The following is a 22,884-nucleotide window of genomic DNA, read 5'->3' on the forward strand; positions in this document are numbered from 1 at the left end:
ATGCTTTCACGTGTTGCAGAAAATATTTACTGGCTTGCACGCTATATTGAACGTGCCGAAGACACCGCACGACTGTTGAGCGTTAACAGCAACCTGATGCTGGACCTGCCGCGTGCCACACAGCTGGGCTGGTCGGAGATTATCGCCATTACCGGACACGGCGAGTTGTTTGATGAGCTGTACCCCAACCGTGACGAAGTCAGCGTCCTGTCCTTTATCTGCAGCGATCGACGCTATTCCGGCTCCATCATCAGCTCCCTGTCTGCGGCCCGTGAAAATCTGAGGACCACGCGCGATGTTATTCCGCGCGAAATATGGGAAGAGATCAACCAGCTTTATCTGGGCGTGCGCGACCTGGTCGAATCCGGTGTGACGCCGCGCAAGCGCGATGCTTTCCTGCGCCGGGTCATTCACAGCTGCCAGACCGTCAACGGACTGATTGAGGGCTCGCTCAGCTACACCCAGGTACGCACTTTCCTGATGCTTGGCCGCCAGCTGGAGCGCGCCGACATGACCACCCGTATTATTGATGTGCGCTCCGCCAATCTGCTGCCACGCAGTCCGGGCGAACTGACCCCGTTTGAAAACCTGCAGTGGATGAGTGTGCTCAAATCACTCACCGGGTACCAGATGTATCGCCAACATGTGCGCCTGCGGATTCGCGGGCCGGACGTGCTAAGCTTTCTGCTGCAGAACCGGAATTTTCCGCGAGCAGTTGCCTGCAGCCTGGAGCGGCTGGCTAATGCCTTGCTGACATTGCCACGCAACGAAACCGCGCTTAACGAAGTGGAAACCTGCCGCCAGCACCTGGCAGATGCCGAAATCGCGGTACTGGCGGCAGAGCCGGATCGACTTCACGCTTTCGTGGATGAAATTCAGGTCGATTTTACCGACCTGCATGAAGCCATCCGACAAACCTATTTCGACGGCCCGACAGAAATTTCCCGGCAGCAGAGCGAATAGGTGCAAAAATTGACAGGCACATCATACGGGCATGTTCATCAATGTCAGTGCGGCCAACTGCTTTTTTTTGACAACTCAGTCTGTTTGCGCTGCGGCGCTGCGGTGGCCTATCAGCCCAATATTGGCCAGGTAATAAGCCTGGAACCCGCCGAAACGCAAGAGCAATGGTACATTCACGGCGAAGACACCAATACCCGTCGCAGCTATGCCCGATGCGCCAACCTCCACTCCCCTGCGCAGTGTAACTGGCTCGTGACTGACGTGCGCACTGGCATTCTGTGCACCGCCTGCGCCCTCAACATCACCATCCCCGACCTGAGCCAGGCTGACAATGCCGAGTATTGGCAGACCTGCGAAGGTGCCAAACGTCAACTGATCGCCCAGCTTATAATTCTTGGACTGCCAGTCAACAATCGCAACATTGATCCCTACCGCGGCCTCGGTTTCGAACTGCTGCGCTGGCAACAGGGGGAGCCGCCGGTGATGACCGGACATGAAGACGGCGTCATCACACTCGATATTATGGAAGCCGACCCTGCCCACCGCGAGCAGCTACGCCAGCAGATGCACGAACCTTACCGCACACTGCTCGGCCACTTCCGCCATGAGTCCGGTCACTATTACTGGGACCTGCTGGTCCGCGACACGCCCTGGTTGACCGTCTGCCGCCAATTCTTTGGTGACGAACGTCTGGACTACGGCACTGCCTTGCAGCAGCACTACCAGAATGGCCCGCCCGCCAACTGGCAGCAAACTTACATCAGCAGTTATGCCGCCTCCCACCCCTGGGAAGACTGGGCAGAAACCTGGGCGCACTACCTTCACATGACCGACACCCTAAACGCCGCAGAAGAGTTTGGCATCAATCCCAGGACCATCGCCATACAAACCGACCCTTTCACCCGGAACCGACTGGAAGACAACAGGTTCCCTGTCGATAATACCGACAGCGAAACCGACCCCGACTCATTCCTGGACATGGTCAATCGCTGGGTGCGACTCAGCAGCGTGCTGAATGTACTGGCGCGAAGCATGGGTCAACCGGACAGTTATCCCTTTGTGCTGACCGTGGAGAGCTTACGCAAGCTGTATTTGGTGCACCGGGTAGCAACAAAAAAATAAGACGTTGATCCAACTGGAGTCCACTCACGCCAGCAAGCCGGGCCTGATGATGCACTGCGCAATCGTTTACTCTTGAGAGAGTTCTTTGCGCCCACCGGGCACCAGCCGCTGTATGGCAAGTACCAGCAGGGCTGCCAGCACAGATTTTACCAAAGAACCCAGGTAGAACGGTGCAATGCCATTCTCGTACGCTGCCTGGGGCCCCATGAGAACACTCATCCATGACCATCCACACACCAGGATAACAACGTGCCCGAGCAGCATGCCCGGTACTGCCGTCACGGGCGTTCGCATTAGCCCGGCGTTACGCCATAGCCCCATTGCCCCGGCCGCGATCACGAAGCCTATCAGGTAACCCCCACTGGGACCTGACAGCACCTGCGCGCCAGAGGCACCTTCACTGAATACTGGCAGGCCGGCGATACCGAGCACAAGATACAGCCCTACACTGGCGGCCCCCAATAGCGGGCCAAGCAAAGCGCCAGCGCACAGGACCGCGATGGTCTGCCCTGTCTGCATGATCGTGGTTCCGGGAAGAGGAAACTCGAAAATAGTGCCAATGAAAATTGACACGCTAAACAATACTAACAGCACTGCGTTTTGCATAAAATGTTTGACCTGGCTCTGACAGCCTGTACAAGAGACACAATAGTTGATCTGAACGGCAAGCTGCGTCAGATCCCGGTCAGCCGGATTAAATATCATGGACACATACTTATTCCGACTGTGGCGGAGCACTCAGGGAAAAACCGTGCTCAATGGTCGGCTTGATGATACTAAAATAAGGTGACAGATCAAAATCTCCGGGCACGTAGTGGGTGAAATGCCGCGCCATGGAAACTGCTTCTCCCTTCTTATTCTCGACCCTGATAAATTCCGGCAGGATCGGATAGCCAACTTCCTGGTATGCCTCGGCAATCAGCGTTGAACAGATGGCCCGGGTCGGCTCACCGCTACCAAAGGTGATCAGGTCCCGACGATACCTGACCGGCACGGCGGGACTCTGGATCAGATACCGGGCAAGATCAAAAATATTCTTCAGGTCATAAACATGTCCTACCCTGGCCCGGGCAAACGCAATGATGGAGGCCTTGTCCTCAGCACTTAGCCCTACCGGGCGGCAGATACGCAGGTTGAATTGCTCATATTTGCGCAACGGCACCTGAGTGACGCCATCATTGAGATCAGCTTCTATCAAGCTGGGCTGCTCCACGTCCGCCTTCTCGGCACCGACATAAAGACAGGCGTGCGACCAGGTTGACTGGGTCAGGTACTTGATAGCGGTGCTGATATGGCTGTTACCATCTACCAGCACAATGTCGGCTGGCTGCAGCGTATCCATGATATCCTGCAATGGCAGGCGACTCAGGCGTTCATAGCCCGGGCGGGGCTTACTCAGGTAGGCGGCCAGTCGGCGCCCGATCGCGCGTGGGATGGATTCCATAATGCATAAATCTCGTGCTTGAAGTGACTCAGCGTGGTTCATATTGTTACGCTGTCAGGGTCTGGATTATGGCATTCTTACACGCAAGGCTCCAACAACTCGCTGGGTCCTTGCCACCTAGCAAAAACCAGGAGGTGCATCGCTATGCTGACTGAACTTGCCACTCTGCAATGTCCATACTGCTGGGAGTCCATAGAGGTTGTCGTTGACTGCTCGGTCACGGAGCAGGAGTATACTGAAGATTGCAGCGTCTGTTGTCGGCCCATCATAATCTCTGTTTATGCCGATGGCGGTGAGCTGCAGACAGTTGAGGCCAGATCCGAGGACGACTGATACGTCATCCGTCCTGCGACAGTGCCCCATCTTTTGATGTTCACAGCCCTTACCAAATTACACCAGGAGAGCCAGCATGCTTGCAGGACAACGTTCGCTCACGGGATTCATGGCGCTACTCGCCATGACATTGATTTTCAGCTCCACTGTCCAGGCGCAGGGTAACTTTGTCCTCACCGTCGACGGCTTTGAAGACGGGGGTAACATACCGGTGCGCTTCTCGCAGGCCGCAGAAGATGCCCGACCAGGTGGCGGAACGTCGCCTGCCCTCAGTTGGGTTAACGCGCCGGAGGGCACCCGCAGTTTTGTCATCAACATGATGGATCTGGACTTTGCGCCCAACCGCGGCACGCGCACCCAGGTGCACTGGGTGGTGTGGAATATCCCCGGCACAGTGGACGGGCTGGCGGAAAACCAGCCCGAAGGCAACCAGCTACCCAATGGTGCCTCCCAGATCAGCGCCACCGGTCGCGTCTACCGCGGGCCCGGTGCACCGGCCACGCGCCCCAGACATCATTACCTGTTTGAGGTTTATGCGCTGGACACCGAACTGAACATCGGTGCGACAGACGATCCGCTGGAAACCCGCGATGCGGTGATGGCGGCAATGGACGGGCATGTGCTGGGCAAGTCAGTCTACATGGGGCGATTCAATCGCCCGCAGTGACTCGCGCGCTCAGCAGCACTAGCACAGCGACCGCCGTTGGCAGTCACCTGCCTTGATAGGTGACCTCGCCGCCGACCACGGTCAGCACCGTTTGTGCGGTCAGAATATCCTGGGGATCAACCGTCATGAAGTCCCGGTTGAACACAGTGAAATCAGCATATTTACCGACCTCCACTGAACCGCGCAGGTGTTCCTGAAACGCCCCGTGCGCTGGCCACAAAGTAAACATCTTGAGCGCAGTTTCACGCGAGACTGCCAGCTCCGGGTGCCAGCCGGCGCCATCGGTGCCATCCAGACGCTTGCGGGTAATGGCGGCATAAAACTCGATGCGCGGATCGCCGGCTTCCACCGGCGCATCGGAACCACCCAGAATCATCAGGCCCTGCTCCACCAGCTGCTGCCAGGGGTAAGCGTAACCGAGGCGATCCGGGCCCAGCCGATCAGGAGCGAAATTCAGGTCACCGATACCGTGACTGGGCTGCATGGATGGCAGCACGCCCAGGTCAACAAAACGTTGCTGGTCACTGGGCGGAATAATCTGAGCGTGTTCCATGCGCCAGCGCAGGTCCTCACTGGCCCATTCATTGCGTGGCACTGCCGCATAAGCCTCGTCATACCAATCCAGCAGCGTGCGTACGGCACGGTCCCCGATCACATGGGTCTCAATCTGAATACCCTGTCGCAAGGCAGCGTGCAGCACCGGCACCAATTCTTCTTTGGTGGTACGATTCATGAAACCGTTGTGGTCGGCATCCGAATAATTTTCGATCAGGGCTGCGCCACGAGAGCCCAAAGTGCCGTCTATGAATACCTTGATGCCACGCACATCAAACATGTCGTCTGCTGTTGTTTCACGCCCGCGCTCTAGCATTTCGTCGGCCTCAGCAATGGGTATGGCCGCGTATATACGGTGCGCCATATCACCTTCAGCGTGAATCTCTTTCATCAGATCCACCAGCCGATAGGACATACCTGCGTCCTGGGTCTGCGTCCAGCCCATGGCAGCATTCGCCTGCAGACCACGCAGCAGATTGTCCTTCAGATAGTCGTCGGTCTCCGGCGGCAAAATATCACGGAAGACGTTCATGGCATTGGCCAGCACATAACCGGTCGGATTGCCGTCCAGATCCCGTTCAAAACGGCCACCTTCCGGATCAGGGGTGTCACGTGTCACCCCTGCCAGTTCCAGGGCCCGCGAGTTGACCAACGCCGACACGCCGTCCGCTCGCGGCATGTACAAAGGCTTGTTGGCAGTAAATGAATCGACGTCGGCCTTGTTCAGAAACCGACGCTCATCGGTCCATTCACGCTCAATCCAGCCGCGACCCAGAATCCAGTCGCCTTCGGGAATGGTCTGTGCCCACTGCTCAATGGTCTGCACGGTTTGCTGCAGGGTGGCAATGCCGAACAGACTCAGAGTCTTGGTTCGGCGCCCTACGCCTTCGAGATGCTGGTGACTGTCAGTGAAACCGGCATAAACAGTATTGCCCGCCATGTCCATGACATTGGCGGAGCCACACATGTAAGCTTCGGCATCGGCATTGCTGCCGACAAATACAATCCTGCCATCCCTGCTGGCTACGGCCTCAGCCGTCCACTGAGCGTCATTGGCGGTATAGACAGTCGTATTATGAAGCACGAGATCGGCCTGCAGACAGGGCTCATCGTCGGCAACCACGGCGGGCGCGGTCGTTGATGCGTTATCACTGCAGGCAGCTGCCAGCACACTGACACCAAAGGCAAGAAGGACTAGCTTGTTCATCGCGGGAATTCCGTTCAATTGATTCGCACCGGAGTATACCTGCCTTTGCTCATGCTGCAAGACTGGGCAATGCATCGGCATCTGTGAGGGATGCACTTTTACGGGTACAATACGCGCCTTACGTTGCCGACCCCCAGTCGCAGTTCCCAGGATTCCGGAGCGCCTGACCTTGAAACAGATTGTCCTGATCAACATTACCGGCCCTGATCGCCCCGGCTTGACCGCTGCCATTACCGGCATACTGGCGCGATCCGACGTCAGCATTCTGGACATCGGCCAGGCTGTCATCCATGACACGCTGTCATTTGGTATTCTGGTAGACATAGATACCCAGCACGAACAATCCCATGTGCTGGATGATGTGCGTACACGCGCGTCCCAGCTCGACCAACAGGTGCGTTTTACGCCGGTGAGTGCAGATGATTACGAGCAATGGGTTACCGGCCAGGGTAAATCGCGTCACATCGTCACCTTGCTGGCGCGCCGGGTAACGGCCGACCATATTGCCCGCGTGAGCTCCATCACCGCACAGCACGGCCTCAATATCGATCACATTGACCGCCTGTCCGGCCGCATGGCGCTGGGGCTGGCCGATGATCAGGGCAAAGGCTGCATCGAGTTCTCTGTCCGTGGCGAACCGGAAGACGCGGACGCCCTGCGCGCTGAGTTTCTGACCATTGCCCAAGAGCTGAATGTCGACATCGCTTTCCAGCAGGACAGTATTTTCCGGCGCAACCGTCGCCTCGTGGTCTTTGATATGGACTCCACACTGATTGACGCCGAAGTCATCGATGAACTTGCCAAGGCCGCCGGCGTTGGTGATCAGGTCGCCGCCATCACCGAGCGTGCCATGCGCGGCGAACTGGATTTTCAGGCCAGTTTCCGGGAGCGCATGGCGTTGCTGAAGGGGCTGCCCGAGTCCACCCTGGAAACGATTGCAGAGCAGCTCCGGCTGACCGAAGGCGCTGAAACCCTGATCAACCAGCTTCGCCGCCTCGGTTACAAAACCGCCATCCTGTCAGGCGGCTTTACCTATTTTGCTGAACGCCTGCAAAAAACGCTCGGCATCGACTACGTCTATGCCAATACCCTGCCCATCATCGATGGCAAGGTCACCGGCGAGGTCGTCGAACCCATTGTTGACGGCCAGCGCAAAGCCGATCTGCTGCGCGAGCTGGCGCAACGCGAGGGCATCAGCCTGGAACAGACCATTGCCGTGGGTGACGGCGCCAATGATCTGCCCATGCTGTCTATCGCGGGTCTGGGCGTGGCCTTCCGTGCCAAGCCGCTGGTCAAAAAATCTGCCAAACAGGCTATCTCTACGCTGGGCCTTGACGGCATTCTGTATTTGCTCGGTTTTCGCGACCGTGACGGCTTCTGAATTTGTTCAATTTTGTCACAACCGATCTGAACCTACTTTACAAGCGCGGTCGACAGGGATACCGTTGGGATCAGAACGACTACAGCTTAACTGAACAATATCAGGAGTCCGGACATGATCAAGGCACGTCAGCACGTCGCTAAATACACCCTGCTTGGCCTGTCATTGGCGATGGCATCAACGCTCAGCGCCCAGGACGCAGAACGCCCCGATTTAAGCGGCCTGTGGACCAATGCGTCGCTGACCAGCCTGAACCGCCCGCAAGGCGTGGACCAGCTGGTGGTAACGCCAGAGGAAGCCCAGATGATCGTGGCCAACACCTCGGTTGCGGGCCTGCCCATTGACGAAGTTGATGCGGCGGACTCCAGCAGTGGCGAGGCGCCACCGGCAGGCAGCTTCGACTTCGGACTGCGAGGTTACAATGACTTCTGGATCGATCCCGGCTCCAATCTGGCACTGGTCAAGGGCGAGTTCCGTACCTCCTACGTTATCGACCCGGAAAACGGTCGTGTACCACGACTGGAAACCCCGAAAGTAGAGATTGCCCGCAGCTTTGGGGCACGTTATGTCACCGGCCAGGGCAACGCTGATGGTCCGGAAGCACTGCCACTGTCAGAGCGCTGTTTTATCGGTTTCGGTAATACCGCCGGACCCGGCATGATGGGCACGCTGTACAACAGCACCTATCAGTTCGTGCAGACCGACGATTACTTCACCATTCTGGTCGAGATGAACCACGACGCCCGTATCATTCCGCTGTATGACAGCGCTGAGGAAGCACGCGCCAATGCCCGCCCGACGGAACTGAACCAGTGGTTCGGCGACTCACGAGGCTGGTACGAAGACGGCTGGCTGGTGGTGGAGACCATCAACATTAATCCCCTGCAAATTGCTGAAAGTTCGGTGCCAATCACTGCAGATGGCGTGATTACTGAACGATTTATGCGCCATTCGGACACAGAGATTGTCTACCAGTTCACCGTCGACGATGACAACCTGTACAGCCAGCCGTGGACAGCCGAGCTGAGTTATCATGCCACTGAAGGCCCCATGTACGAATATGCCTGTCACGAAGGCAACTATGCCATGCCCGGCATTCTGGCAGGAGCCCGACGTGCTGAGGCCGAGGCTGCGGGCGAGCTGTAAAGCGTCACTAAAACCCTGTATTTGCTGTCGATGTGCTGGCCAGTGAAGGTGATCCGTATCACGTTTGCTGGCCCGCTGAGACCTTCGCAATCACTCCCCACTCAAGTCGTTAATCCAGATTCCGGTACCTGACCCCGGCAATGGATGTCTGGCGCCTGTCACCGAGCTGACGTATGGTACGGGGCTTGGACGCCACTCGCGTATTTTTACAATGGAGGAAATCATGACAACAATTCCGCGCCGACTGGTGCACCGTAGTCTTATTATCCAGATTCTGTCCGGAATGCTGCTGACACTGCTCGCGCTTAACCCGGCACTTGCCCAGGAGCGCCGCCAGGCCCCGGAGGATTTGCAAGCCACCAGTATCAATCTGGAAGATGTACCCTACCCCTATCCGGTGCATACGCTTGAGCTGACACTTTATGGCAATGATATTCGCATGGCCTACATGGATGCCCGGCCGCAGGGCCGGTCAAATGGAAAAACCGTGGTGTTGTTGCACGGCATGAACTGGTATGCGGAGTATTGGGGCGAAACCATGGCACGATTGACGGCTGAAGGCTACCGTGTCGTCGCACCCGATCAGATAGGTTTCGGTCGCTCCTCCAAACCCATCATGCCTTACAGTCTGCACGACCACGTAGCAAACACCCATGCTGTGCTGGATGAACTGGGCATTGAAAAAGCGATCATACTGGGCCATTCCATGGGCGGCGTAATGGCCACACGGTTTGCCTTCTCCTATCCCGAGACCACTGAAAAACTGGTGCTGGTCAACCCCATTGCCCTCACTGACTGGCGCATGGGCAGGGGCTGGACGCGCTTGCAGGACAGTTATGAATCACGCCGCGACAACCGCGACTATGAAGCTGTTCGTCGCAACTTCGAGCGTTATTTCGTAACCTGGGACCCGCGCTTCGAACGCTATATCAACATCAATTATGGCTGGACACTGAGCAGCGAGTGGCCACGGCTGGCCAAGGTGCTGGCACTCAATTCCCAGTGGCTGTATCAGGACCCTACTGTGTATGACCGGCCCCATATCGAGGCGCCAACACTGTTCCTGAGTGGGGCAGAGGATGGCGCAAGCTTTCGCGAAGATGCACAGCAAGTGGTAGCAGACATACCCGATGCACGCCTGCACCTGATCGAACAGGCAGGGCATATGCCGTTCTTCGAGAAGCCCGCTGAATTCTATCCGGCGCTGCTTGAGTTTCTGTCAGAGTAATAGCGCTGACAACGCTCAGAACGTCGTCTGCACCCGCAAGGTCAGGCGACGATAGCGGCTGCTGCAGGAATCCTCAATTTCACTGATATTGCCATTGATGGTAGTACCGTCATAACGGCGGCGCTCACGGCAACGTGACTGACCCAGGGTATTGTCGGACTCCAGACGCACGGTAATGTCGTCAAAAAACACCTTGGACACAAACATGTTCAGCGATGGCTGCTGGTCATTGCGGGTCACCGTGGTGATATCTATTTCGTATTCGCCGCCGTGAAAAGGATAGTTGTATTCCATGCCGTAGTTAAGTGCATACTCGGTGACATCCTGACGGAACGCCAGTGACGCGTCACCACGGCGATTGATGCGTTGATCGGTCCCCAGAAACGGATCGCTGATACTTGAATCAAACACACGCAATTCCCCTGACACGATTGCATCAGGCAAGTCGAAATAGCTCAGCCGCGTACTGAACTCATTGAACACGCCCCAACGTTGCGCGGAGCCCACATTGCCGACAGCAGAAAGCGGTTGCGCCGGATCACGGGTCGCATTGATCCTGCCAATATAGTCTTCGATATCACGGTAGAAGAACCGCGTGTTCAATACCCCATTGTCATTGGGCAGGCGATATTCAAAACCAAGTTCGTAGCGGGTCTCCTGTTCCGGCTCCAGCTCTGGATTTCCGGCAGAAGCGTCCTGATCACGATCAGAATTATTGGCAGTGGCCGCAAAGTTGGCAAAGCTCAGTTGCGACACATCACGCTCAATAGTCGCGCGGATCTGGAATGACTCAGTGAGATTGAAACGATAATCCACGCCCGGCCGGACAAAGTTGAATCGGCGGCTGTTGTTGACCACACCGGATTGGGAGATTTCCGAACTCTCATAAACAACACTGCTTTCCAGGGTCATCCGATCGCTGAGTGTCCAGTTGTGGAATACAAAGCCTTCGTACCGGATCTCCTGCACCTCAGTGCCGGGGTTGGAGATATCGCGCAGCGGTGGCAGTCCGCCATAGCGATCCGAGGCCGGCGCCGAACCGCCTGAACTACCAATAAAAAGGCTGGAATCGAGCCGGGTGTCAGCACTCTCAAGACCCATCCGCAAGTCCTGGCTCACGCCCAGAGGAAAACTGTAATTGCCCTGAACAATACGCTCACGGGTGCGTTGATTGGATTCTATGTAGAGATTTTTGTCGCGCGGCACGGCGCCACCGCCTGTCGGTGTGACAGCAAAGCGTTCGCGCACAGAGTCACGCGTTTGATCATTGACGATAAATAACACTTGCAAGCGGTGCTCATTGGCAAAGCTGTACTCGTAGTCGCCGCCGACTTCCCAATTAAAATGATCATTGGCGATAGCTTCAGCTTCAGTGCGGGCCACAGTCTCATTGTCGCCGAACTCAAGGAATTCACGCCGAATTCGCCGGGGATGCCCCGAGTCACTGTACAACGCATTAAGTTGCATGCGGTGCGAACCCGTCCGGTAGCTGGTATTGCCACTGAGCTCCATTATATCCTGATCGCGGATGTTGGTTTCGAACAGTGAGCCGACGACCAGTCCTGCGGCATTCAATTGGGTTTCCCGGCTTTCGCGGTTTTCATAGTTGGGCCGCGCCAGCGCGCTGATCAGCGCCTGAAAATTACCGATCTGGCGGCTGTGTGAAATTTCCGCACCGGTTTCGAACAAATCATCGTGGTTCAGGCGGGCAACCAGCTCCGCCGACGTGCTGGCGCGGCTGCCAACATCGGTAAGCACAATATTGACCACCTGACCGGCACCGCGCACAGCCAGGTCCCCCGAGGTGCCACGAATAATTTCGATGCGGAGTACTTCCTGTGCCGGGATCCGGCTGAGCTGGGCGCGCGGAGAGTTGTCTTTGCCGGCAATACGTTGCCCATTGATCAGCAGGTCGCCGCCGGTGCCCAGGCCGCGTCCCCCACCACCGCCACCGTCCACATCGACCCCGGGAATACGATCCAGCATGTCGTTGGCAGAAACCGGACTGTAGGGCTCGAAGAATGTCGCCGGATACACAACGGTAGAGCTATCAACGTCATCGACATCAACACTGGGCTCGGTCTCGACGATCGACAGTGCAGGGCTTTGCTGACTGCCCGCGCTGTCTGCATCCTGTGTCGTTGCCGTCTGATGCGCTTTGCCCGCCATGGCTGCTGACGACACCAGCGTCAGCAGCCATGTTGCGTTAAGTTTTGTGACTGCTCTCATGTCTCTCCCCGATTGTGCCTGGGTTCCGTGACCCTGATAATTGACTTAAACATCTGACGAACATAACAAATACGACATCCCCAGTCATCCGGACCGACAATCGCAGCGTAACCCCGTGTGAACGTTTAACACCCCGAATACGGTCTATAGTCAAAGGTCAGACCACGTCGGACAGGATTATTTTATCCGGCCCATAGTTAATTCTTGCATTTCTGTTACCTTAGCGACGCCAAACTCGGAATACGGTTCAAACGGAGTGAATCATGCAGTTAAGGCTCCCCGCCTCCCCCTATAGTAGTGCTGTAAACACTGGCATCCCTGCGCTTTTTGCCGCTCTGGTCCTGCTGCTATTGCCTTTCGGGTCATCAGCCCAGGAGGCACGCTTCTCACACAATGTGGTTATTGAAGCCGCACGCGCATTAGCTGAAACCCGATTTCAACCGCTGGAAGCCGTGCCCGACGAACTGCTGTCATTGAACTATGATCAATATCGCAGCATCCGCTATCGAAAAGGTGCTGCCATTTGGGGCGGAACACCCACCCGGTTTTCCATTGAATTCTTTGCCCCCGGCAGTCTGTACGACACCGGCGTTGATATCTCCATCGTGGAGAACGCCAGGGCGCTGCCCATCCCGCTTGATGAGGACGCGTTTGAAGGAGTCTCTGACGAGATCGGTGAAATACTGGCGTCCATTGCCAAAGTGGCAGGTTTTCGTCTGCACTATTCGTTCAACGAAGACTATCAGGATGAGTTCATTGTATTTCAGGGCGCCAGCTACTTCCGCGCAGTATCTGAGGGACAATCCTATGGCCTGTCCGCGCGCGGCCTTGCTATTGATGTAGCAGAACCGACCGGGGAAGAGTTCCCCATCTTCCGTGAGTTCTGGATCGAGCGACCTTCATCACGGGCGGACAGTATCGTTGTCCATGCCCTGCTCGACAGTCCTCGGGTGACCGGCGCCTACCGGTTTGGTATTTACCCTGGTGCTCCGACAAGGATGGATGTTGAGGCCACCCTGTTCGCTCGTAGCGAGCTGCGTCACATTGGTATCGGCACGCTGACCTCAATGTATACGTTTGGCAGTATGGATACCTCGGATCGCCCTGATTATCGTAGCGCTGTGCACGACTCCGATGGCCTGGCCATCCTCAATGGCAAGGGTGAGTATATCTGGCGCCCACTGAACAACCCGCGTGCGTTGCAGATCAGCGCCTTCATGGATTACAACCCGCAAGGATTCGGCCTCATGCAGCGGCAACGCTCGCTGGAGGATTACCAGGATCTTGAGGCAAACTATCACAGTCGGCCTTCCGCGTGGATACGGCCGGTGGGAAACTGGGGCGAAGGTCATGTGACACTGGTGGAAATTCCGACACCATCGGAGTTCAATGACAATATCGTTGCCTATTGGCAGCCCGCTACACCTCTGGTGCCGGGTGAACCGTTCCGGTTCGCTTACCATATGAGCTGGCCGGACGAGCGGCCTCTGCCTGAGGGGTTCGGACGGGTGACCCGAAGTGCTTACGGCCTGAAACTGGCGCAACCACATCCGCAAATGGTCATTGACTACAGTGACCTGCCTGCAGGCATCAACCTGAATGATGTCAATTTCGACGTAACGGTCAGTGCCGGCACCGTGCTGGAAACCATTGCTCAACCCAATCACCTCGACGGTGCACGCTTCATCGTCACCTTCGATCCACGCGGCGCCGAGTTGATCGAAATCCGGGGCAAGCCGGTATTGCAGGGCCAGCCCATCGGTGAGACATGGCTCTATCGCTGGACAGGGAACTGATGCCATGAACACCAGGCCTGACCTTGCGCTGCCCCCGGAGCAACCATTGGACATGCCGCGCCAGCATCAACACGCGGCGGGTATAGCATTGCGCAGTGGCTGGTCTGCATTCCGCGCACGAACGTGGTTCATGCGGCTGTTATTGACCATCATCACGCTGGCAGTAACCAGCTACGGCGTGTATGAAATGTATGCTGTGCTCAATCGCAGCATCACTACTGTGCAGTGGGTATTCCTGATCCTGTTTTCGATTAATTTCGCATGGATAAGTTTTGCTGGCAGCCAGGCCCTGCTCGGTTTCCTGTTGTTGATGTTTCGCGATATCCGCGGACGCCGTTATCTTCATGACCGACCACCGGCCATCCGTACAGCGGTTCTGGTGCCCGTTTACAATGAAGACCCTGTTCGTGTAGCGGCAGCAATAGAGACCATGGCTGCCGGGCTTGCGGACGACGCACCTGGCCGGTTTGCGTTTTTCATTCTCAGTGATACCAACAATGCTTCTGCCTGGATCAACGAGGAACGAACATTCCGCCAACTGATCATCAACAGCAACAGAGTTTGTCCCGTTTACTACCGTCACCGTCGCGACAACAGCGAGCGAAAAGCCGGTAATATTGCCGACTGGGTGACGCACTGGGGTGGCGGTTATGAGGCCATGCTGGTGCTTGATGCGGACAGCGTCATGGGCACTGACACCATGATCGAACTGGCCCGGCGCCTGGAAGCAGAGCCCGGACTGGGGTTGTTGCAAACGGTACCCGCGATTGTCTGGGGTCACACACTCTATGCACGACTGCAACAATTTGCCAACCGACTCTACGGGCCTATTTTCAGCCATGGGCTGTCGATCTGGCATGGTGAAGGCAGCAACTTCTGGGGTCACAACGCCATCATCCGCACCGAAGCATTTGCGGCCTCTGCCCACCTGCCAATACTCAAAGGCAAGCCGCCCTTCGGCGGGCATGTCATAAGCCATGACTTCATCGAAGCGGCGCTACTCAGACGCAATGGGTGGGGAGTCAAGCTGGCAACCGATCTGAATGACAGTTTCGAAGAGCCACCACCGTCGATCACCGATGTCATGGTGCGCGATCGACGCTGGTGTCAGGGCAATCTGCAACATTCGCGTTTCCTGTTCGCCAGAGGTCTGGCGATGACCAGCCGACTGCACATTCTTTCGGGCATCATGGCGTACATGAGCGCAGTATTCTGGCTGATGCTGGTCGCTACCGGTCTGCTGCTGGCCGTGCAGGCCGACATGACGCGACCGGAGTACTTTACCCAACCGTCGCTGTTCCCGACCTGGCCGGTGTTCGACTCCGAGCGTGCCATCAATCTGTTTGTGGCATCCATGGCCATCGTGCTGCTGCCCAAGTTTCTGGGCTGGGCCAGCGCCATCATCAATCTGCGCCGGTGTTTCCGTTATGGCGGCCCCGTGCTGGTGACCCTCAGCGTTCTGGTCGAGATTCTGCTGTCTGCCCTGGTAGCTCCAATCATGATGCTGGCGCAAAGCCGAATGGTCTGGGAGATCTTTACCGGCGGTGACAGCGGCTGGAAACCTCAACGCAGGGATGATGGTTCCATCCCATTGATGGATGCCTGGCGCCGACACAAATGGCATACCGTGGTGGGCATCGTGGTATCAGGCCTCACATTTTATCTGCACCATGATCTGTTTTTGTGGACGTTGCCGGTGACCGCTGGCCTGTTATCATCAGCGCTGCTGTCATGGGCCAGCGGCAAGCGCGGGCCAGGGCAGGCACTGAAATTGTTTGGCATTTTGCGAACACCGGAAGAAAGACGTCCCAACAGAATTTTGACAGACGTCACCCGGCGGCTGGAAAGCACACGCGGGGACAATTCTGCCAATGCGCAACCGGGGCTGGCTCTGATGCTGCATGATGCTGCTTTTTGTGAGTGGCATTGTGCGCAGTTACCGCAGACGCCTGCGGACAAAAATCGTTTTGACCCCGCGCAGGTCCTGGCAGCCGCCAAGGCGGAACGCTCACCATCAATGGACGCACTGGAAGCCTGGCTGACACCCGCAGAGAGCATGGCGTTTCTGCACAACCCTGAGCTGATCCACATTGTCGCCAGGCTCGCAGCAGGCAGCGCCAGGTTGCAGCTTGCCACAAAATAAAGGTTAACAACCGTTCGGCAGGGCTATACAATCCCTGCGCGTTGCTTGCTCAGGGCAGAACATCATGCCGCGCGACAAGCGCAAGCGCTATCAAAATCATTAGAACAGGTAAATTCCGGGGGGAATTACAATGAATCTGGCTGGCGTGACGATTATCGTCTATCTGGCACTTATCGCACTGGTAAGTGTTTACCTGACCAAACGCAACAAAAACTCCGCCGACTGGGCCATCGGCGGCGGCGGCATGGGATTGTGGCTGATTGCCGCCGGTATTGCCGGCACCCGTATCGGTGGCGCCGGTACCTACGGCGTAGCTGGCGACACCATGAACACCGGCGTCTGGAACATGTGGTACGGCGTCAACTCCTTTCTTGCCCTGGCCCTGGTGGGCCTGTTGTTCGCGGTTCCCTATCGTCGCCTGCGTCTTACCACTATCAGTGAACTATTCGTCAAGCGTCACAACAGTTCCCGCAACGGCTGGCTGACCAGTCTGTGCGTACAGACCGAATACCTGATCATCAATATTCTGGAACCATTGCTGGTGGGCATCATTATCAGTGCCGTGTTTGGCATCAACCGCGAAGTGGCCATCATGCTCGGCGCCGTCATCATTATCATGTCGACCACATTCTCCGGGCTGCGCGGCGCCTCGGCCACCAATGTGATACATGTACTGGTAGTGATGTTCGGACTGGGCGCAGTCGCCATCATTGCCGGTAACGAACTGGGTGGCATCAGCGGCATCCGGGAGAAAGTTGATATCGCTTTGCTGAACTCGGATATTGCACCCACAAGCTGGTGGAGCTTTGTTGGCCTGGGCTGGTTCCCGATCATCGCCATGTTCTTCTCGGCGGTCATTCACACGCCAGCGGCGTCAGTGTATGTTAACTACTCCAGTTCTGCCCGCAGCGAGAACCTGCTGATACCGGCATTTTTGATCGCCGGTGTACTGGCAGCCATCATGCCTATTCTGGCGTCCATTATTGGCATAGAAGCGGTCGCCCGCTACGGCACCGAAAGCGGCATCAGCAGTTACGCCACTATCACCCAGATAGCCACGGATACAGGTCCAATCATCGGGGGGGTTGCGATTGCTGCCGTGCTGGCCGCGCTGATCTCATCCGGCGGGCCAATCCTGTTGTCCAGCGCCACGTTGTTTGTCAACGACTGGATTCCGGGCTCGGCTGACTTCGAACCCAAACGAAAACTTAAAACCTACCGCATCACCAGTGTGGTCTACGGCCTGTTTGCCGGTGCGCTGGCGTGTGTGCTGCCGATTACGTCGGTGCTGCAACTATTGCTGCTGGGCTTCGCCATGGTGGTGCCGCCTGCGCTGGCCATCGCGTTTATTTTCTACTGGCGCAAGACGACGGAACAGGGAGTCTTCTGGGGGATTGCCCTGGGTTATGGTCTGGGCCTGCTGGCCTGGGCAGTAAACACCTTCTTCCTGCATCTGGAAAATGACGTTGCTGCCTACTTCACAACACTGGTGCCGCTCGTTGTCATCCCGGTTGTATCGCTGCTGACACAGTCGCCGGAAAACCAGGGTGAGAAGTGTGAGAGTTTTTATCGACAACTGAAAACACCACTGTCCTGATGCCTTCAAACCGGGGGCAGCGCAACGCTGCTTCCGGTTTGTTAACTGCAGGCAGGCTGCCGCAAGCATGATGATGGCGACGCTTGACCCTATGCGCCACAGGCAGTAATCTGATGATCAGACCATGTACAAGGTACCGAGATGATCAACTCGACAATGCAAGCTGGCCTGAACGGCATGCAAGCCGCTTATCAGGGCATGGCTAATTCAGCAAACGACATTGCGCGCCTCAATGTCCGGACCAATGATGCCGGTGCCGATATCAATGCTGCAGTGACGGGCTTTGCGCAACCACTGGTCGAGCTCCGCATGAATCAGACCCTGTTTGATGCCTCCGCCAACGTGGTCGGGACTTCCGACGCCATGGTGGGTTCACTGCTGGACGTGACTGTTTGACGCTGGCCCCCGGGCTGCTCACTCCCCGTGTCGCAGCCAGCTTTCAGACACCTGCCGTCCGCCACCTGGCCTGGCTTTGCCAAACGCCTCAGCTTATCAACAGCCCCATCAGCTTCAGACCCAATGACTGGTTACCAACAGGTTCGCTGACCACCCTTAGACATTGGGACCGTCATCCGGAAGACGGACCCGACGTGTTGACCGAGACACCACACTACCGCTTGGGACTCTACGCCGAACGGCTTTACGAATGCCTGATGCGCGACCTTCTGGGATGGACTGTCGTCGCCAGAAATCTGCCTATCCGGGATGCTGGCATCACGTTGGGTGAACTGGATTTTATCGTCCACAATCCGCATACCGGACACAATGAACATCATGAAATCGCCGTTAAGTTCTATCTGGGATATATGGCCCGTAATGACCTGGAGATACGCTGGTACGGCCCCAATGCACGCGACCGTCTGGATCTCAAATCCAGCCGCATGCTCCGGGAACAAAGTCAGCGGTGCCGGCTGCCCGAGACCATTGCTACCTTGTCGGCATCCGGCATCACGCCCCCCGTAACGAGTCGGATATTCATGCCCGGCTACCTGTTTTATCCACGTGATAGTGCACTGACGGCACCTGCTTCAGCCGATTCCGGCCACTTGCGCGGCTATTGGCTGCGATTGCCGGATGCCCGCAAGCGCGCACAATCAGATATGTCGGAGACCTGGGTGGTCTTGCGCAAACCGCACTGGCTGGGGCCTTGGTCACAGACCGGGACTCCCGAAGCAGAAGCGTTGTCATCAGTGTTTGCAGAGATAGAAAGTAGCGACACGCCACGGCTGTTTGCGTCACTGGCTCATGACAAAGCATCCGCTTCGTGGCGCGAGGTTCAGCGTTTTTTTGTGGTGCCCGACAGTTGGCCAGGGTGTTAAGAGTAACGGGTTAAGCGCTAGGATCCGTCGAGGACAACGCGCAAGGTCTGACCAATTCTGAGCAGATCTCCGGCCAGATCGTTCTGGCTGCGCAGTACATCGACACTGGTCTCGTAGCGGCTGGCGATACGCCACAGGGTTTCCCCGCGCTGGACGCGATGCGTGACTTCGCGAATCACGGGCGCAGATGAGGCACTGGCAATGGTCGAAGCGGTGTCACCGGGTACCGTCAGACGCTGACCGATATGAATCAGGTCGCTACGCAGGCCATTGGCTGCACGCAATTGCGCCACCGTGGTATTCATCCGCGCTGCGACGGCTGTCAGCGTATCACCACGCCTGACGGTATATTCGCGGCTGTCTCCGGTGATCGTGGCGAGGTAATTGATATAGGTTTCCGGAAACACGGCAACATGGTAATGCGGTGGTCGTCGCTCGCGAGTAACATCCAGCACATAATTTTTCTCCAGCGACAACAGGGTGTTTTCCAGCCAGGCTCGGCACCGACCGTTCGACGGAATGCGAAGATCTACCGCCATGCCGGCAGGATGCACCGAATCGTCAGAGGCATTCGCCGGCTGACGGGCAATGGGCCGGGTCAGACTGGTGACCGTGAGTTTTTCGCCACAGGCGTTGAAATATTGGGCGCTCAGGCGTTCGATCAGGGTTTTAACGGGAGGCCGTGCATACGGATAAGACACGTTGTGCAGAACCATGGTGCGAGTTGCGCCGACCCGGACCAGCTCGCCCGTATTGACCAGGTCAGTCACCTGACTGGAGGTCTGAACGAACGTATAGCCATGCGTCACCGCATGCTGATTCTGTTGTGTGATGGACTCGCGCGAGCCTCGCAGGGTCTGTGCCTGCGCCGTACTGACCGCTGCAATCAGGAGTATCGCTACAAGTGCTGGTGTCAGGTTCCGCATACCGTCTGCCCCACTAAATTTGGTCATTATTTTTCTGCTACCGCCGCATTCTCACGTTAATTGTTCAGTTTGTCCAGCACTTACATGATTTTATTAATAAATATTTTGACATTTTATAGTTAACTCCGCATCCGCCACACTCGCACCCGCCCCAACGGGGAGAAGATAATGTTAGAGTAGGCTTCCAAAAGGAGGTTTTGCCATGAATAGTCAGCTTAAATCGCTTACTGCTGCTGTGTTCACCCTTACGCTGAGCTCAGTTGCGGCCGCTCAACACTCAGGACAGAATACACCGGATGCCAGTCAGGTGGGCAGTGCAAATGTTGAATTCACCACCTCCTGCGCCGAGTCGACCCGGGATGATTTCAATCGCGCGATCGCCCTGATGCACTCATTCTGGTTCGCAGAGGCAATTGACGTTTTTAATGACGTGCTGGCAGAGGATACGAACTGTGCCATGGCACACTGGGGCATAGCCCTGAGCCATTGGGGCAATCCATTTGCCGGTCAACGCAATGCCCAACAACTGCAGCGCGGGCAGGCAGCCGTGACACTGGCGCAGCAGACCGGCTCCCCGACACCAAGAGAATCGCTGTACATAGACGCTGTCGCCGAACTGTTTGCCGACGATCAGCCCGGCAACCAGTATCAGCGCACGATGGCTTATGAAAATGCCATGCAAACACTGACTACTCGTTATCCGGACGACAGGGAAGGCAAAATATTCTATGCCCTGGCCATTAACCAGAATGCCCGGGCCAGTGACAAGACCTACGCGCAGCAATTAAAAGCCGCGGGCATTCTGGAGCCCCTGTTTGAACAATACCCGGAACATCCCGGGCTGGCGCACTACATTATTCACGCTTACGACCACCCGCCGCTGGCTGAACGCGCATTGAATGCCGCTCAGGTCTACGCGTCGCTGGCGCCGGACGCTCCGCATGCCTTGCATATGCCGTCACACACCTTCACCCGGGTGGGCATGTGGGAGGAATCGGTGAATACCAATCTGCGCGCGGCACAAGCTGCCCGTAACGATAACGATGCAGGTTCTGAATTGCATGCGCTGGATTATCTGACTTACGCCTATTTGCAAATGGGACGGGATCAGGCGGCGGCGGGCGTCGTAGAGCGCGCGCTGTCCCTGACTGAACAGGTCAATATTACCGCGGTGGGCGCCACTCAGGCAGGCGCATTCGCAATAGCTGCCATTCCGGCTCGGTATGCACTGGAGAGAGAGGATTTTACTGCCGCAGCCGGTCTTACCGTGAATCCCGCTGACACGCCGCATACCCAGGCCATGACGCATTTCGCCCGCGCCCTGGGTGCGGCTCGAAGCGGCAACCCTGACGCTGCCAGTACCGATATCGATATGCTGCGAACCCAGAAGCAACGTGCAGAACAAAACAGTGACGCCTACTGGACCGAGCAGATTGACATCCAGTTGCAGGTCTCGAGCGCCTGGGTGACATTTGCACGGGGAGAGCAGGAGCAGGCTATCGCTGATTTGCGGGCGGCAGCACTGGTCGAGGACGGTACCGACAAATCGGCAGTTTCGCCAGGACCGTTGGCGCCTGCTCGCGAATTGCTGGGCATGATGTTGCTGGCTGCCGAACTGCCGGAACTGGCACTGGTCGAATTCGAGGCCACCATGGCGAAAGAACCCAACCGTTTTCTGGCACTCAAGGGCGCCGCTCAGGCAGCCCATGATGCCGGCGATACGGAAGCGGCCCGGGGTTATTATCGGGAGCTTTTGACCGTGGCCGCGACCGCTGACTCTGATCGTCCGGCACTGAGACGTGCCCGCGCCTATCTGGTCAACTAGCGCCCCGGCTCTTCAGACTGGCGTGGGTCCGACTGGCATGGCCAAAATGACCGGCAACACTGCCAAACACGCCAACTGTTGGTTTCTGATGCCACCAATGGCTCACAAAGCGAACTAAAAGTAGTTGTTTATCAATGGCTTGAAAACTGGCACAAACACTGCTTGAGTATTTGCACGGAGATCGTCATGTTGGCGGTCTTGTTGTCACACCCCAAGCCTCAGGAGCGTGTTTGTGCATCTACCCACACCACAATTCAACCCACTGCCACTCTATGCCAAAGTCATTGCCCTGGTCGTGATAGTTGGTTTTGTGCTGCTTGGTATTATCGGGCTCATTCTGCCTATTATACCCGGCGTGCTTTTCCTGTTTCTGGCGGCGCTCCTGTTAACCCGGGTATCGCGTCGGGCCTCTGCCTATGCCCACAATCAGCCCTGGTTCCGCAAACAGCTGCAATCCTGGCATGCAACTGCCGGCCTGTCCTGGGGACAGCGTGCCCGTCTGTCCTTCTGGGTAGCGGCAAAAGCTGTGGTCCAGGGTGTGGCGGCAGGCGCCAGATTTACCTGTCGCTCCTTGCGCCGCTGAGACAGTGTTAGGCCGGAAGACAGCAACCCGGCCGTTACAGTAACGGCCATCGCAGCCGCACCAGCACCGCCCCGCGATTTTCTTCCTCGAATGCCAGCACGATGCCCTTGCTGTTCAGAAAAAACAATTCACCCAGCACCGCGTCCCTGATGAGACCGCCACCTACAATAAGGCGCAAATGCTCTGCATGGCTGCGCTGCCAACTCCGGCTCAATGCCTCTTTGAATTTGCCCAATGCCTGTGCCACGGTCTCCCGTTGATGCGCGATATCAACCGTCACTGTGGAACCATCACTCTGGCTCCACAACGGGGTGTCGCACTTGACGCAAACCGGCTCCAGATGGCGGTCGGCAATCTCGCCGGGAGTTCGCGAGTCAAGCAGGCCACAAAACAGACACTGTCGGGAATTTGGTTTCACAA

The 22,884-nt window shown here is 56.8% G+C and carries 20 protein-coding genes; 14 read left to right on the plus strand and 6 right to left on the minus strand.

Going from position 1 to position 22,884, the window contains the following annotated elements:
- A complete protein-coding gene (locus ENH71_RS03695; RefSeq protein ID WP_294133365.1) occupies positions 1–963 on the plus strand; it encodes an alpha-E domain-containing protein in 963 nt (320 codons plus the stop codon).
- The gene (locus ENH71_RS03700) at positions 964–2,085 is read left to right on the plus strand and encodes a zinc-binding metallopeptidase family protein (protein ID WP_294133368.1); all 1,122 of its coding nucleotides are present in this window, start codon (positions 964–966) and stop codon (positions 2,083–2,085) included.
- Positions 2,086–2,151: 66 nt separating this feature from the next.
- On the opposite strand, the gene ENH71_RS03705 is transcribed toward ENH71_RS03700, so the two are convergent.
- Positions 2,152–2,790, minus strand: a complete 639-nt coding sequence (locus ENH71_RS03705) for a biotin transporter BioY (protein ID WP_511060008.1) — start codon at positions 2,788–2,790, stop codon at positions 2,152–2,154.
- Between the two features lie 10 nt (positions 2,791–2,800).
- On the minus strand, positions 2,801–3,529 hold the full coding sequence (locus ENH71_RS03710) for a YiiX/YebB-like N1pC/P60 family cysteine hydrolase (RefSeq protein ID WP_294133373.1): 729 nt from the start codon (positions 3,527–3,529) through the stop codon (positions 2,801–2,803).
- Between the two features lie 144 nt (positions 3,530–3,673).
- On the opposite strand from ENH71_RS03710, the gene ENH71_RS03715 reads away from it, so the two are divergent.
- Both ENH71_RS03715 and ENH71_RS03720 read left to right on the plus strand, forming a co-directional pair.
- Positions 3,674–3,862: a CPXCG motif-containing cysteine-rich protein gene (locus ENH71_RS03715; RefSeq protein WP_294133376.1), complete on the plus strand. Its 189-nt coding sequence runs from the start codon at positions 3,674–3,676 to the stop codon at positions 3,860–3,862.
- A 76-nt stretch (positions 3,863–3,938) separates the two neighbouring features.
- On the plus strand, positions 3,939–4,529 hold the full coding sequence (locus tag ENH71_RS03720) for a YbhB/YbcL family Raf kinase inhibitor-like protein (protein ID WP_294133378.1): 591 nt from the start codon (positions 3,939–3,941) through the stop codon (positions 4,527–4,529).
- A 43-nt stretch (positions 4,530–4,572) separates the two neighbouring features.
- Here the strand turns inward: ENH71_RS03720 and ENH71_RS03725 are convergent, their stop codons facing one another.
- Positions 4,573–6,291, minus strand: coding sequence for an amidohydrolase (locus tag ENH71_RS03725; RefSeq protein ID WP_294133381.1), 1,719 nt, complete (start codon positions 6,289–6,291; stop codon positions 4,573–4,575).
- Between the two features lie 169 nt (positions 6,292–6,460).
- On the opposite strand from ENH71_RS03725, the gene serB reads away from it, so the two are divergent.
- The 3 genes from serB (at position 6,461) to ENH71_RS03740 (ending at position 10,046) form a co-directional block, all read left to right on the plus strand.
- Positions 6,461–7,672: a phosphoserine phosphatase SerB gene (serB, locus tag ENH71_RS03730; protein ID WP_294133383.1), complete on the plus strand. Its 1,212-nt coding sequence runs from the start codon at positions 6,461–6,463 to the stop codon at positions 7,670–7,672.
- A gap of 114 nt (positions 7,673–7,786) precedes the next feature.
- Positions 7,787–8,818 (plus strand): hypothetical protein, encoded by a 1,032-nt coding sequence (locus ENH71_RS03735; protein WP_294133386.1) that lies wholly within the window; start codon positions 7,787–7,789, stop codon positions 8,816–8,818.
- Between the two features lie 223 nt (positions 8,819–9,041).
- Entirely contained in the window at positions 9,042–10,046 is a 1,005-nt protein-coding gene (locus tag ENH71_RS03740; protein ID WP_294133387.1) for an alpha/beta fold hydrolase, read from the plus strand.
- 15 nt (positions 10,047–10,061) lie between these two features.
- On the opposite strand, the gene ENH71_RS03745 is transcribed toward ENH71_RS03740, so the two are convergent.
- Positions 10,062–12,275 carry a TonB-dependent receptor plug domain-containing protein gene (locus ENH71_RS03745; protein ID WP_294133391.1) on the minus strand — a complete coding sequence of 738 codons (2,214 nt, stop codon included), beginning with the start codon at positions 12,273–12,275 and terminating at the stop codon, positions 10,062–10,064.
- A gap of 263 nt (positions 12,276–12,538) precedes the next feature.
- Between ENH71_RS03745 and ENH71_RS03750 the strand changes: the two genes are divergently transcribed.
- The 5 genes from ENH71_RS03750 (at position 12,539) to ENH71_RS03770 (ending at position 19,130) form a co-directional block, all read left to right on the plus strand.
- Complete coding sequence (locus ENH71_RS03750) at positions 12,539–14,071, plus strand: glucan biosynthesis protein G (protein WP_294133394.1); 1,533 nt, start codon at positions 12,539–12,541, stop codon at positions 14,069–14,071.
- Between the two features lie 4 nt (positions 14,072–14,075).
- Positions 14,076–16,214, plus strand: coding sequence for a glucans biosynthesis glucosyltransferase MdoH (gene mdoH / locus ENH71_RS03755; RefSeq protein ID WP_294133396.1), 2,139 nt, complete (start codon positions 14,076–14,078; stop codon positions 16,212–16,214).
- Between the two features lie 130 nt (positions 16,215–16,344).
- Positions 16,345–17,811: a sodium:solute symporter family protein gene (locus ENH71_RS03760; protein ID WP_294133399.1), complete on the plus strand. Its 1,467-nt coding sequence runs from the start codon at positions 16,345–16,347 to the stop codon at positions 17,809–17,811.
- A gap of 141 nt (positions 17,812–17,952) precedes the next feature.
- Positions 17,953–18,207, plus strand: a complete 255-nt coding sequence (locus ENH71_RS03765; protein WP_294133400.1) for a flagellar biosynthesis protein FlgE — start codon at positions 17,953–17,955, stop codon at positions 18,205–18,207.
- A complete protein-coding gene (locus ENH71_RS03770) occupies positions 18,204–19,130 on the plus strand; it encodes a DUF1853 family protein (protein WP_294133401.1) in 927 nt (308 codons plus the stop codon). Before ENH71_RS03765 ends, ENH71_RS03770 begins: the two co-directional genes overlap by 4 nt.
- A 17-nt stretch (positions 19,131–19,147) precedes the next feature.
- Here the strand turns inward: ENH71_RS03770 and ENH71_RS03775 are convergent, their stop codons facing one another.
- Positions 19,148–20,083: a DUF5715 family protein gene (locus tag ENH71_RS03775; protein ID WP_294133404.1), complete on the minus strand. Its 936-nt coding sequence runs from the start codon at positions 20,081–20,083 to the stop codon at positions 19,148–19,150.
- A gap of 175 nt (positions 20,084–20,258) precedes the next feature.
- Between ENH71_RS03775 and ENH71_RS03780 the strand changes: the two genes are divergently transcribed.
- Positions 20,259–21,881 carry a hypothetical protein gene (locus ENH71_RS03780; RefSeq protein WP_294133407.1) on the plus strand — a complete coding sequence of 541 codons (1,623 nt, stop codon included), beginning with the start codon at positions 20,259–20,261 and terminating at the stop codon, positions 21,879–21,881.
- A gap of 232 nt (positions 21,882–22,113) precedes the next feature.
- Positions 22,114–22,464 carry a DUF454 family protein gene (locus ENH71_RS03785; protein WP_294133409.1) on the plus strand — a complete coding sequence of 117 codons (351 nt, stop codon included), beginning with the start codon at positions 22,114–22,116 and terminating at the stop codon, positions 22,462–22,464.
- Between the two features lie 34 nt (positions 22,465–22,498).
- Here the strand turns inward: ENH71_RS03785 and ENH71_RS03790 are convergent, their stop codons facing one another.
- Positions 22,499–22,882 (minus strand): hypothetical protein, encoded by a 384-nt coding sequence (locus tag ENH71_RS03790; protein WP_294133412.1) that lies wholly within the window; start codon positions 22,880–22,882, stop codon positions 22,499–22,501.
- Positions 22,883–22,884 lie beyond the last annotated feature (2 nt).

The organism is Pseudohongiella sp., assembly GCF_011050365.1.
Taxonomy (GTDB): domain Bacteria; phylum Pseudomonadota; class Gammaproteobacteria; order Pseudomonadales; family Pseudohongiellaceae; genus Pseudohongiella.